The organism is Lysinibacillus sp. (genome assembly GCF_032093475.1).
Taxonomy (GTDB): domain Bacteria; phylum Bacillota; class Bacilli; order Bacillales_A; family Planococcaceae; genus Lysinibacillus; species Lysinibacillus irui.
Window position 1 is genome coordinate 1 of the sequence record NZ_DAMDAY010000137.1, and the last position, 12,205, is coordinate 12,205.

The 12,205-nt window shown below is 39.1% G+C and carries 12 protein-coding genes and 2 pseudogenes; 8 read left to right on the plus strand and 6 right to left on the minus strand.

What is annotated here, in order from left to right:
* Positions 1-595: SDR family oxidoreductase (locus RT445_RS20620; RefSeq protein ID WP_313471454.1), on the plus strand; the 595-nt coding region annotated here is incomplete at its 5' end.
* A 53-nt stretch (positions 596-648) separates the two neighbouring features.
* Here the strand turns inward: RT445_RS20620 and brnQ are convergent.
* Both brnQ and RT445_RS20630 read right to left on the minus strand, forming a co-directional pair.
* On the minus strand, positions 649-1,989 hold the full coding sequence (brnQ, locus tag RT445_RS20625; protein WP_274796600.1) for a branched-chain amino acid transport system II carrier protein: 1,341 nt from the start codon (positions 1,987-1,989) through the stop codon (positions 649-651).
* Positions 1,990-2,175: 186 nt separating this feature from the next.
* On the minus strand, positions 2,176-2,928 hold the full coding sequence (locus RT445_RS20630; protein WP_274796599.1) for an alpha/beta hydrolase: 753 nt from the start codon (positions 2,926-2,928) through the stop codon (positions 2,176-2,178).
* A gap of 285 nt (positions 2,929-3,213) precedes the next feature.
* Here RT445_RS20630 and RT445_RS20635 point away from each other — a divergent pair, with 285 nt between their 5' ends.
* Positions 3,214-4,095 (plus strand): LysR family transcriptional regulator, encoded by an 882-nt coding sequence (locus RT445_RS20635; protein WP_274796598.1) that lies wholly within the window; start codon positions 3,214-3,216, stop codon positions 4,093-4,095.
* A 34-nt stretch (positions 4,096-4,129) separates the two neighbouring features.
* Here the strand turns inward: RT445_RS20635 and RT445_RS20640 are convergent, their stop codons facing one another.
* On the minus strand, positions 4,130-4,918 hold the full coding sequence (locus tag RT445_RS20640; protein WP_274796597.1) for a DUF1835 domain-containing protein: 789 nt from the start codon (positions 4,916-4,918) through the stop codon (positions 4,130-4,132).
* Between the two features lie 12 nt (positions 4,919-4,930).
* A complete protein-coding gene (locus RT445_RS20645; protein ID WP_313471455.1) occupies positions 4,931-5,554 on the minus strand; it encodes a LysE family translocator in 624 nt (207 codons plus the stop codon).
* Between the two features lie 212 nt (positions 5,555-5,766).
* On the opposite strand from RT445_RS20645, the gene RT445_RS20650 reads away from it, so the two are divergent.
* The 6 genes from RT445_RS20650 to RT445_RS20675 all read left to right on the plus strand — a co-directional run bounded on the left by RT445_RS20650 (position 5,767) and on the right by RT445_RS20675 (position 11,283).
* Positions 5,767-6,150 (plus strand): sodium:proton antiporter, encoded by a 384-nt coding sequence (locus RT445_RS20650; RefSeq protein ID WP_274796595.1) that lies wholly within the window; start codon positions 5,767-5,769, stop codon positions 6,148-6,150.
* Positions 6,151-6,570: 420 nt separating this feature from the next.
* Positions 6,571-7,665, plus strand: coding sequence for a glutamate 5-kinase (gene proB / locus RT445_RS20655; protein ID WP_313471457.1), 1,095 nt, complete (start codon positions 6,571-6,573; stop codon positions 7,663-7,665).
* Between the two features lie 13 nt (positions 7,666-7,678).
* Positions 7,679-8,929 carry a glutamate-5-semialdehyde dehydrogenase gene (locus RT445_RS20660; RefSeq protein ID WP_313471459.1) on the plus strand — a complete coding sequence of 417 codons (1,251 nt, stop codon included), beginning with the start codon at positions 7,679-7,681 and terminating at the stop codon, positions 8,927-8,929.
* A 54-nt stretch (positions 8,930-8,983) separates the two neighbouring features.
* The gene (locus RT445_RS20665) at positions 8,984-9,868 is read left to right on the plus strand and encodes a DMT family transporter (RefSeq protein WP_313471461.1); all 885 of its coding nucleotides are present in this window, start codon (positions 8,984-8,986) and stop codon (positions 9,866-9,868) included.
* The gene (locus RT445_RS20670; protein ID WP_313471462.1) at positions 9,868-10,830 is read left to right on the plus strand and encodes a carbohydrate kinase family protein; all 963 of its coding nucleotides are present in this window, start codon (positions 9,868-9,870) and stop codon (positions 10,828-10,830) included. Before RT445_RS20665 ends, RT445_RS20670 begins: the two co-directional genes overlap by 1 nt.
* A 63-nt stretch (positions 10,831-10,893) precedes the next feature.
* Entirely contained in the window at positions 10,894-11,283 is a 390-nt protein-coding gene (locus RT445_RS20675) for an RDD family protein (protein ID WP_274796590.1), read from the plus strand.
* Positions 11,284-11,426: 143 nt separating this feature from the next.
* On the opposite strand, the pseudogene RT445_RS23730 reads toward RT445_RS20675, so the two are convergent.
* Together RT445_RS23730 and RT445_RS20680 are read right to left on the minus strand one after the other, a co-directional pair.
* Positions 11,427-11,552 (minus strand): annotated as a pseudogene (locus tag RT445_RS23730) (transposase); the annotation flags it as partial.
* Positions 11,540-11,770 (minus strand): annotated as a pseudogene (locus RT445_RS20680) (transposase); the annotation flags it as partial. The pseudogenes RT445_RS23730 and RT445_RS20680, both read right to left, overlap by 13 nt.
* Between the last annotated feature and the right edge of the window lie 435 nt (positions 11,771-12,205).

A 12,205-nucleotide genomic window follows, 5' to 3' on the forward strand; every position in this document is an offset into this window, starting at 1 on the left:
AGCATTTGCCATTCAAACAAATGTCGCATCAACAGAAGACTTACAGCGTTTATTTGATGAAACGAAACAAAACTATGGTCAATTAGATATTTTAGTAAACAATGCAGGGATCATGGATGGGATGGAGCCTGTTGGTGAAATTTCCGATGAACGATGGGATAAAGTATTTGCGGTAAATACAACAGCTGTGATGCGCTCGATGCGTATGGCGACAGACATTTTCCTTGCGCAAGGACACGGTGTCTTTGTCAATAATATTTCTGCGGGTGGCTTATATGGGGCACGTGCAGGTGCTGCCTATACAGCTTCAAAACATGCCGTTGTTGGATTAACAAAAAACACAGCGTTTATGTATGCTGATAAAAATATTCGCTGCAATGGTATTGCGCCTGGAGCAGTCATGACGAATATCGCCTCTTCAATGACCAATATGAGCCAAACTGGAGCAACACGCCAAGCACTTGGTCTATCGATTAATCCGCGTGCTGGTCAACCAGAAGAAATTGCTCAATTAGCTATTTTCCTTGGATCAGACGAGGCAAGCTTTGTGAATGGACAAGTCATTGCAGTAGATGGTGGCTGGACAGCTTACTAAACAAGCGAAAAGCACGCACAGTAAAAATTATTTTCTGTGCGTGCTTTTATTCATTATAGTACTTTTCTTGATGGAAACAGACTTCCAATTATAGCACCAATAATCGCTGGTAGTATCCACCCTAAGCCAATATCATAAAAAGGTAGAATCGTTGAATAGGCCTTTTCTACAGCATCCAAGACACCTAACTTTGCGCCTGGTACACTTTCAATTAATGCTTTATAACCATCAATCAAACTAATGAAAAATGTAAAAATCATCGCAATAGCATATACCGTTTGCTTATTTTTAAAGAATGATGAGCTAAGTGCCAGCAAAATTAAGACAATCGCTAATGGATACAGGAACATTAAAACGGGAATAGCAAATTGAATAATATTGTTTAAGCCAAAGTTTGCAATCGTAAAAGACACAACACATAATAAAAATACAAACCATTTATAGCTGATTTTTGGAAACACTTGATGGAAAAATTCACTACATGAAGTAATTAAACCAATACTCGTTTTTAAACATGCAAGAACAATGATAACAGCTAATAAAATGGCCCCAAATGAGCCGAAATAGTGATCCGCTACTGCGGCAAAAATTAAACCACCATTCTCAAAAGTGCCTACTGCTCCAATGCTGGAAGCGCCCATAAATGTGATTAATCCGTAAATTAGCATCATTAAAGCCATCGCAAATATTCCTGAAGTCCAGGTAGCCTTCGCTATCTGCTTTCGATCCGTAATTCCTGCACTTTTAATCGCATTGATGACAACAATCCCAAAGGCTAATGATGCTAAGGCATCCATTGTATTATAGCCCTCTTTAAAGCCTGTCATAAAGGCATTATCTATATAATCACCGATTGGCTGCTGGAAGTGCCCCATCGGTTTCACAATGCTTGTAATAATCAAAATAAATAAGACAACTAAAAAAGCAGGTGTTAAATATTTCCCAATATAATCCATAATTTTCGCTGGATTTAAAGAAAAATAGTAAACAACAGCAAAAAATAGAAAGCTAAATACGGCTAATAGCAATGTTGCATGCTGAGCTTCAATATATGGCTCAAAGCCTACCACAAATGGTACGGTTGCTGTACGTGGTATCGCAAAAAATGGCCCAATGGTTAAATAGAGCGCCAAAGAAAATACGATACCAAAAACAGGATGGACACGGCTCGCTAAATCCCGTAAGCCATTACTTCCTGATAAACCAATGGCTAAAATTCCGAGGAATGGCAGCCCGATGGCAGTGACTAAAAACCCGATTAATCCAAACCAAAAATTGGTCCCTGCTAATTGCCCCATTTGAATTGGGAAAATAAGGTTCCCTGCACCGAAATACAGTCCAAATAACATAGTTCCAATGACTGCATAGGTTGAGAAAGGTATTTTTTGTTGCATAATTGATGTACTCCTTAGATGTTTTAGACTATAGCAAATTATTTTAATCGAATGATTTTTCACTACAATTCCATCATGTTATCAAGCATTTATTATAATTACAATAGTTTTTTCATGATCTAGATGAAAGCTTCATTAATTAGTTAATTCCACAAAAAAAGAGCTGCCTGCTGACAGCCCTTCTCCTTAATTTGCAACTGACCATTCAATATGATCTAAAAATTTATAGACATCTTCATAAACTTTTTCACGTTCTTTATCTAACGTAATAATATGACCTGAATTTTCATACCAAATGATTTCTTTATCATCTGTTTCTACGGTATTTAAAATGAATGGTGCACTTTCTTGGTAAAGCTCATCGTCTAATGAACCTTGTAGTACTAGTGTTGGTGCTTTAATAGTGGATAATTCCTCACGTGTTTCAGTCGTTAAACGTGTTACGCCATCTAAAGAATCTTTTGGGGTAATACGTAACTCATGTAATTCTGAAATAATTTGATCTTTTGATTTATTTTCAAAGTGTTTATATAATCGAGCATAGTGGTACAAACGTGTAAATAAGCCTTTTGAGTTATCACGTGTTATTGGTGCACACATCGCAACACATGCCTTCACTGGGAATGTCTCTGCAACTTTTAGTGAGAAGACGCCACCAAGTGAAATCCCAACAACTGCGATTTCTTCATAGCCTTTCTTTTGTAGGAAGTTATAACCTTCCACGACATCGTTCCACCAGTCTTCTGGTTTAGTTTCTAATAAAGCTTCTGGTTCTACGCCATGCCCACTATAGATTGGTGCATGAACGGTATAACCACGTTGAGATAAGAATTCTCCTAGTTTTTTCACATCTTTTGTGCTACCTGTGAATCCATGCAGTAATAGTACGGCTTTTTTGCCTCCCTCAATTGTTAGAGGTTGTGGCTTTGTTAACTTCATTTTATGATATCCCCTTCACGGAAATTTATAATTGTGTATTTTATGTGTCTATCTTATCACCCTTTATTCATAATGTACAATTTATAGTTTTTATCAAATCAATGTGTATTGTGCATGAATGATGTCAGGTTAATGGCTGTACTATCACACTTTCTACTATTTAACTTTCCGATTCTTCTATTTAAAGGCAATGTCCTTTTAAAAATTTTTTGAACCCTATACTTCCAGACTGTTTCCCGTTATAATGCAGATAACTTAAAAATAACGAGAAAAGAGGTGAAAAAAATGGAGTGGCAACAATTAGAATATTTTGTAACGGTTGCAAAGTTAGAGCATATGACACGAGCTGCCGAGGCATTAGCGATTTCACAGCCAGCACTTAGTCGTTCTATATCAAAGCTGGAAGAAGAATTAGGTGTACCGCTTTTCGACAGACAAGGGCGCTCAATCATGCTAAACCGATATGGTGAACTATTTTTATATCGCGTACAACGCATGCGTAAAGAATATGAAAAGGCTGTTTTAGAATTACAAGAGCTGAATAATCCAGAGCTTGGGGACGTATCACTTGGTTTTTTACATACGCTAGGAACGAGTATCGTACCAGATTTGATTCGCGCTTTTCGTCAGAAACACCCCCATATCCGTTTTCATTTCACGCAAAACTATTCCCATTCACAATTAAAGCAATTGCTGGCTGGTGAGTTAGATCTTTGCTTATTGGCTGCCATAGATACAGAGCCTCCCGTTTGCTGGAAAGAGCTGTGGCGTGATGAGCTCTTTATTATGGTGCCGATTGACCATCCACTAGCTCATCGCAAAAGCATTAAAATGAAGGAACTGGAGCATGAAAATTTTGTGCTCATGAAAAAGGGCTATGCTCTTCGCCGTTCTGCTGACCGCTTATTAAACGCAGCTGGCATAAAGCCTAAAATTTCTTATGAAGGCGATGAAGTATCTACCATTGCAGGTTTTGTTGGGGCTGGTCTCGGCGTTTCCTTACTACCAGATGATGAGGATTTAAATCCGAAGAAGATCGTTAAAATCCATGTTGAGGATATGGTATGTGAACGTATTATTGGCATGGCTTGGATTGACAATCGCTATTTGCCTCCATCAGCACGCCAATTTAAACAGTTTGTCTTCGATTTTTATGAAAAAAAATAAAAAGATCAGGGCTTTGGCTGCCCTGATCTTTTTATTAGCGTAATTTTACCTGATATGAAAAAATATCCGTTGTATCACCTTGCATCTCAAATAATCCTTGTTCGACGAGTGTTCGTAAGCGATACATTAGAAAATCATTCCCTATATAATGATTAACTGTTCCAGCTGTCTGAGCTAAAATTTGCGTCGGCATCAGCCATTCTTCCTTGTGCTGTAACTGCAGATTCTTTGCACTGGCGATAATGTATGCGTCCAGTGCCTCTTCCTCTACATGCTCCAGTTTATTTTTCCATAGTCGTAGTGTACTTGGCTGTCCTTTTATGTCTTCCCATTCTTTGGCAAGTTGTTGACATTCTTGAGTAGAAAATCGTTTTGCAACAGTGCGAAGCTTCATAAGCATGTCTGAGGAAAGCTCACCTGTCTGACGAATAGTAATATTTGGTTGAATACGTTGCATGCCCTCTGTGGCATCAATTCCATAGACCATACTACTTTTATGATTAAACTCACTCATCACATAGCGCAGTCCAATTTGTTCATGGGCATTATGGCTATACCAAACCCAAACATCCACATCACTTGGTAACGTTTCGATTTTCCCCTTCCAATTTTCATAGATATCATTGTATAATTGTTGGTCATCATCGTCCAACATATGCGTCTCTAACCAATGTTTGCGTTCTTCAAAGCTCTGAAGAGGTCCAATCGAGAAATCATCATGGACACTTAGAACTGATTCATCACGCTGCAAACGATGTTGGCGTATGGCAAGCTTCAAGGAACCCTGAGTTGCTAAGCTAAAGGTAATATGTAAAATAGCCATGATCATTCCTCCCTATTGTTTACTAATAGCTATTTGTATCCCAATAAAAGTGAAGAGAATACCTTGAATCATATTTAATCGTTTTGCAATCACAGGCTGACCAATAATCACATTTCTAACCTTCCCTGCAAACAAACTAAATAAGATAAATAATACCAATGCTTGAACTAAAAATACTATACCCAAAATAAGCATTTGCAACGCAACATGTCCTTGTGAAGGATGAACAAACTGAGGTAGGAGCGCTAGGAAAAATAGCGATACTTTTGGATTTAAAATATTCATTAAAATCCCTTTTTTATACAACTTAACATAGGCTTGTACATTTTGCTGCTGCAAAGAAAATGGATCTCCTTTTGCACGAAATGATTGCCAAGCTAGATATAATAAATATGCTACTCCTGCAAATTTTACAATAGAGAAAATAATAGTCGATTGATAAATAATCGCAGAGATACCGAGTACCGCTGCACTAATATGAACAAGAAGTCCCGTACATAATCCAAGTGATGTGGCAATACCAGCTTTTTTATCTTGTGTAATACTTTGCGCAAGCACAAACAAATTATCTGGCCCTGGCATTATCGTTAAAATAATCGCTGCACCTAAAAATGCGAATAACGTTGAAATTTCCACTACTTTCACTTCCTTCAACTTCTTTGAAAAACTATTTACATTATACTACACGACATTATTTTCACTAGATATAAGTTTATGTCTTTATTTAAATTTTTTCACGAACTTTAGCTTCACAAATTATGCTCGTTCAGACAATACTTTTCTCTCCTAATACATTATAATAGTAGAAACTCATGATTTTACAGATAATTTTCATAAGAGGTGATTGTATGGCAGTAAGTGATATTGTTACGCAATACGAGGATGAGCACGGGCAGGTTTATTATAAAATGACATCACATGACATTGAGGTTAAGGCTACACAAAACTCAGGACTAGCTCCCATTATTACCTATTGGATGGGAGAAAAAGACATAACGGATTCCATACGAAATTTGCGTTTCAGTCCACGTCCCCCATCTAGCTATATACAAGATTACGAAGAATTTCAAGCAATGCTTTATTCGAAGGAGCAGTATGCCATTAACCAGCTCTATGAACAAATGAGCATCAAGCCAAAAAATATGTCCTCCGGGAAACAAATCGTATGGAGTTTCTTTGTGATTGTTTTGGCCATGCTGCCACTTTTCATCGCTATTTGGTGGTTTAAATAATCGATTAGGTTCCTTTTTTATCACTTTTGCTCTTCACCCTCTTAACTTTTCAAAACTTTCAAGTAATTTGTCAATTCAACTTGACAGACCTTTGCAAGTAGTGCATCCTTTAGTCAATAGTTGAAAACAGTATGATGACAAAACGAATGAAGACTAGTAGTTAGTAACTCTTGTGAAGAGAGCAATGCCCATTGGCTGCAAGGCATTGTACAAGAAAGACTGATGAACCTACTTCGTGAAACGTCCTAGCCAAACTAGGCGCAGTCTCTAGCGTTATGAGAAAAGTGGAATGTCGCATGATATTCAATGTAGGTGGTACCACGGAAGGCAAGTCTTTTCGTCCTAATTTTTAGGATGAAAAGGCTTTTTTTATCTTGATGTAATATGCAGGAACGAACGTATTCAACTGGAGGTTGTGTGATGGAGAGAAAAAGAATTGTTGTTAAAATTGGCAGTAGCTCTTTAACGAACGCAAAAGGTGAAATCGATAAAGTTCGCTTAATGGATCACGTACAGGCAATCGCCGAATTAAAGAAACAGGGACATGAAGTTTTACTTGTCTCATCGGGTGCCGTCGCTGCGGGTTTTAAACAACTTGGCTACCCAGCTCGTCCTGTGACGGTGAAAGGTAAGCAGGCAGCGGCAGCGGTAGGGCAAAGTCTACTTATTCAAACGTACAGTGCTTTATTTAGTATCTATGATATTATGCCTGCACAGATTTTACTGACTCGCACAGACTTTTCTAAAAAAGAATGCTATAAAAATGCTTACGCGACGTTCGAGGAATTATTAGAACGCTCAATGTTACCTATCATTAATGAAAACGATACCGTATCTATTAGCGAATTAACTTTTGGTGATAATGATATGCTATCCGCTTTAGTAAGTGGTCTGGTCCATGCAGATCAACTCATTATTTTAACCGATATTAATGGCTTATATAACGCCAATCCCGCTAAAAATCCACAGGCTGAGCGCATTGATAAGTTAACAGCAATTACAGATGATTTGCTTCGCTTTGCAGATGGTACAGGATCAAAGGTTGGCACGGGTGGCATGGCTTCCAAGCTATTAGCAGCTCGAACTGCTTTACGTGCAGGTGTTAGGGTGTTTATTGGAACCGGTCATGGTGTTCAAAAACTTGTGGATATTTTAGCTGGCCATGGCGATGGAACCTATGTCGGTCATGATGAGCTTGCAGTGCTAACGAATCATAAACAGTGGATTGCACTTACGGAAGTTTCTGGTAAAATTTTTATAGATAATGGTGCTGAGCGAGCGTTAATGGACAATGGCAAAAGCCTTTTACCTGCCGGGGTGTACCGTGTAGAAGGAGATTTTATCAATGGTGACGTGGTCGAAGTCTATAGTGAAAATGGTTTATTAGGACGTGGTGAGGTGTTGTACTCATCTCAAGAGCTAGCTGTTGCAATGGGAAAACGGACAGATACATTGGTGAATTGTCCTAACGAGGTCATTCACAGAGATAAATGGCTGAAAATTCAAACGAATTAAGGAGGAATGAAAAATGACAAGTGAAATTCAAGAAAAAGGTCGTCTTGCAAAGGCCGCTAGTTACACGTTAAATAATAAAACTACCTGCGAAAAAAATGAGGCTTTGACAAAAATTGCCGAACAGCTTCTTATCGATCAGCCTATTATCCTAGCTGAAAATGCTAAGGATTTGGCACTCGGTGAGCAACAAGGCATGTCCGCTTCTACATTGGACCGTATTATGCTTAATGAGGAGCGCATAGCGGCAATGGCAGATGCCATTCATTTGCTCGTCTCCTTAAACGATCCAGTAGGTACCATTGTGGAACGTATTGAGAAAGATAATGGGCTACGCATTGAAAAGCGAATTGTGCCACTCGGTGTTATTGGCATGATTTATGAGGCTCGCCCAAATGTCACAGTCGATGCAGCAACACTTTCTTTGAAAACGGGTAATGCTGTCATATTGCGCGGGAGCTCCTCCGCTAAAAGTTCAAATATGGCTCTTGTCGCAAGTATCCATCGTGCACTTGCCAAAACAGCCATGCCAACGGATGCGGTGCAATTAATTGAGGATACGCGTCGGGAAACAGCTAAAGAACTATTTCATTTAAAAGAGTACTTAGATGTACTCATTCCTCGTGGCGGCAAAGCGCTTATTGATTTAGTTGTTAATGAAGCGTCTGTCCCTGTCCTTGAAACAGGTGCAGGTAATTGTCACATTTATGTGGATCAAATGGCAGATTACATAAAAGCAGAAACCATTTGTCTGAATGCTAAAACACAGCGGCCCTCTGTCTGTAATGCAGCAGAAAGCTTACTGATCCACCCTACTTGGTTTAAGGCACACGGTGTTCAGCTTTTATCGTCTCTGTACGAAGCAGGTGTGACAATCATCGGTGATGAACAAGTGTGTCAGTCATTTAAGGACGCTCTTCCAGCTACGACAGATGACTATGCGACAGAGTACCTTGATTTAAAAATAAGTGTTAAGTTAGTCGAAAACGTCTATGAAGCGATTGAGCATATCCATCAATTTGGAACGAATCATTCTGAAGCTATTATTACGGAAGATTCATTGGTCGCAGAAACATTTTTAAACAATGTCGATGCAGCAGCGGTTTATCACAATGCCTCTACCCGCTTCACAGACGGCTTTGAATTTGGCTATGGCGCAGAAATTGGTATCAGTACGCAAAAGCTACATGCTCGTGGACCAATGGGCTTACCTGCCTTAACATCAACAAAATATTTTATTCATGGCAACGGTCAAATTCGAGAATAGCTATAACTCTCTTCCCTAGTTATAGATTGATAAAAAATAGAAAGAAGGTTTCGTATGAACATTTCAGCAATCATTAAATTAACTGTATCGATGGCTCTTTTTGGCTCCATTGGCTTTTTTACCGTTCATACTGGTGTTCCGGCTACAGAGCTTGTCTTTGTTAGATGCATTTGCGCAACCCTCTTTCTAGGAGGTATGTGGCTGATCACAGGTGGACATAAATCAGAGGTGTGGGATAAAAAAGAAATTCTTCAAACGATTATTTGCGGTGTCTTTATTGTTTTAAACTGGGTATTTTTATTTAAAGCCTTTGAAGAAATGTCAATTTCGATTGCAATTTCGATTTATAATTTAGCTCCTATTTTTGTTTTAATATTAGGCGCGATTTTTTTAAAGGAAAAGATGACTATTCAAGCGCTAGTGGCAACCATCACTTGCTTTATTGGTAGTATTTTTATTATTGGCTTACAGAATTTTGTGTCGTTCTCGGAGTTTATGCAATCGGGCTTTGTGTGGGCCTTACTTTCAGCTGTCTTTTATGCCCTCACCATGTTAACAAGCAAAACGATTACCAAGCTAAGCTCCTATGCATTAACTTATATTCAAACAACGGTTGGAATCGTCATGCTGCTGCCTTTCATTGATTTTGCACTCTTTGATGGCTTAACCTCAACGAATTGGTTTTATATTTTAGGCACAGGCTTTATTCATACTGGATTTGTTTATTATTTATTTTTTGATAGTATTCGTGGTCTTTCTACCATTCTTGTATCTGTATTAGTATTCGTCGACCCTGTTGTCGCGATTTTACTTGATATGCTACTGCTTGATTTTATGCCAAGCATTGTGCAAACGATGGGCATTTTATTAATTTTCGGTGGTATTTTTTATACAATTTATGTTCCAAAGAAAAAGCGACTGCCACAGGAGGTCTCATAATGGGCAAACTCTTCACGATAGGAGAATTATTAATTGATTTTACACCAACACAGCAGCGAGGCTCTCTTACCGATATCGAGCACTTTACGAAACATGCCGGTGGAGCTCCTGCAAATGTAGCGGCGGTTTGTGCCAAACTGGGCCTGCAGGCTGCTCTGCTAACACAGGTGGGCCAGGATGCCTTTGGTGATTTCCTGATAAAAACATTACAGCAAGCAGGTGTAGATACTCAATTTATTCGTCAAACAACGGAGGGAGAAACAAGCCTTGCTTTTGTATCATTAAATGAACAAGGGGATCGTGACTTTCAATTTTATCGCCGACATGCTGCGGACTTATTATACAAACAAGAATACCTCCCCTCACAGCTTTTAACTGCGAAGGATATTGTGCATTTTTGTTCTGTGAATCTTGTGGAAAGTCCTATGAAGAAAGCCCACCTTGCTTTTCTTGAACAGGCACATCAAGTGGGTAGCCTCGTTTCCTTTGACCCGAATGTGCGCCTACCTTTATGGCAGGATGAATCAGCTTGTCGTGAAACCATTTTAGCCTTCTTACCTCAAGCGCATCTGGTGAAGCTTTCAGCGGAGGAGCTTTTATTTCTAACCGCCATAGAGGATGAACAGAGGGCGGTCCTTCAATTATTCAATGGATATATAGCTGTCATCATTATTACACATGGTGCTGCCGGGGCCACATTATATACGAAAAATCTTCATGTTAAAGTTCCCGCTGACAAGGTGCAAGCCATTGATACAACGGGAGCAGGTGATGCTTTTATTGGCGCTATTCTAAGTCAATTCCTTCAACATCAACTAGAGGTAGAGGGGTTAGTGGCTTACTGTGAACTGGAGGCGACGTCCCTGCTATCTTTCGCAAACCGCTATGCAGGCTTATCAACTACGAAGCACGGGGCAATACCGTCTTATCCGGCACTACCACTGGAATTAAAAGTAGATTAACTCGAAACTTTACATCCCCTTTTTCGTATGTATTAGAGACAAGTCAATCTAAGGAGGTCTTTCATGGAATCGGTGACAAAAAAACGAGCAGCAGCTTTTTTAATTGATACAGCTATTTCAACGGCTGCTACGTTCGGTATTGAATATTTCCTACGAAAAAAGGTTAAAAATGAGGCTGTTCACGCACTAGTTACACCAACAGTCGTGTTGTGGGCACTCGAATATGCACAGCTCCGAAAAAACGGACAAACTATTGGCTACAAAGCAATGGGACTAGCACTTGAAAATGAAGATGGTCGTCCATTATCTTGCGCTCAAATTATTAAACGAATGGCTTATCGAGACACGATTAGTACGTTTGCTTATTTAAAAGATCGTCAAGCATTTGAGCAACAGCATGGACAGTGTTTGCCACATGATAGCTTTGCCCATACGGTTGTGAAAGAAATTTAGAGGAAGGCTACCCAACTACTTTGGATAACTCAGACTGTAGACAAAAGCCATCGAGAAGCTCACTCTCGATGGCTTTTGTCATTTTTCTTCCTATTTCATTTTTACTTCCAAACCACACATACTCTTCGAGCATATTTGCTCTCTTAAGCTTGTTGCCATGTCCAAGTAGCCAGCTTTTTCAAATTCATAGCAGCGAAAGTAAGCATCGCCTGCATGGACAATATTTTAAGACCTCTTAAGGTTGTCCATCGCATACCATGCTTTTGATGGTTTGACGCATGGACCGAATACCAAAAACTTAAAGAGAACAACAGGATCAATACTAGGACGCCCATAAACAGAGTAGAAGTTTTCTACTAAAGGATAGATAAATGAAAAAATCAATAGCAGCCTCTAGTTTTCGCACTAAATGATTGGTGAGAACTAATTGATCAATTGTTAACATTTCTAATTGTTCACGTTCATTGGTTTGATTTTTCGTCATCATGGTTGATCATTTCAATAGTTTACTTTTTATCAATAGGTAAATAAGGAGTGCTTTATGTATAAGTTGATTGGAACGAAGGGCGGCGACTCCTGCGGGAATAGCTGGAAAGTCGAGATCCTGGACTGAGCGAAGAGGGAAGTAGCTCGACCCCGCCCGCAGAAAGCGTCCGCCCGTAGTAGAAATCAACGGCTTACTTTATTTCATTGGAAAAGAAAAAAGACTGTAGACAAACTCAAAATCCATTGAATTTGTCTACAGTCTGGGCTATCCAACTACTGCAATATCCATTTATTCCATGCCTTCTCCCCTTTTAACTAAACAGCAAAAAAAGGTTACCTAGTCCCCGCTAAGTCTGGAAAATTACTGAAAAATGACTACCAGTATTTTTTCATTAGAATATGAGGGATGCCACAATCCATGAATTCTTCACCTTCA

Bases quoted from the DNA above. Each gene is read 5' to 3' on its own strand.
- brnQ (WP_274796600.1), bottom strand. From the start codon at position 1,989: ATGCAACAAAAAATACCTTTCTCAACCTATGCAGTCATTGGAACTATG.
- RT445_RS20630 (WP_274796599.1), bottom strand. From the start codon at position 2,928: ATGAAGTTAACAAAGCCACAACCTCTAACAATTGAGGGAGGCAAAAAA.
- RT445_RS20635 (WP_274796598.1), top strand. From the start codon at position 3,214: ATGGAGTGGCAACAATTAGAATATTTTGTAACGGTTGCAAAGTTAGAG.
- RT445_RS20640 (WP_274796597.1), bottom strand. From the start codon at position 4,918: ATGGCTATTTTACATATTACCTTTAGCTTAGCAACTCAGGGTTCCTTG.
- RT445_RS20650 (WP_274796595.1), top strand. From the start codon at position 5,767: ATGGCAGTAAGTGATATTGTTACGCAATACGAGGATGAGCACGGGCAG.
- proB (WP_313471457.1), top strand. From the start codon at position 6,571: ATGGAGAGAAAAAGAATTGTTGTTAAAATTGGCAGTAGCTCTTTAACG.
- RT445_RS20660 (WP_313471459.1), top strand. From the start codon at position 7,679: ATGACAAGTGAAATTCAAGAAAAAGGTCGTCTTGCAAAGGCCGCTAGT.
- RT445_RS20665 (WP_313471461.1), top strand. From the start codon at position 8,984: ATGAACATTTCAGCAATCATTAAATTAACTGTATCGATGGCTCTTTTT.
- RT445_RS20670 (WP_313471462.1), top strand. From the start codon at position 9,868: ATGGGCAAACTCTTCACGATAGGAGAATTATTAATTGATTTTACACCA.
- RT445_RS20675 (WP_274796590.1), top strand. From the start codon at position 10,894: ATGGAATCGGTGACAAAAAAACGAGCAGCAGCTTTTTTAATTGATACA.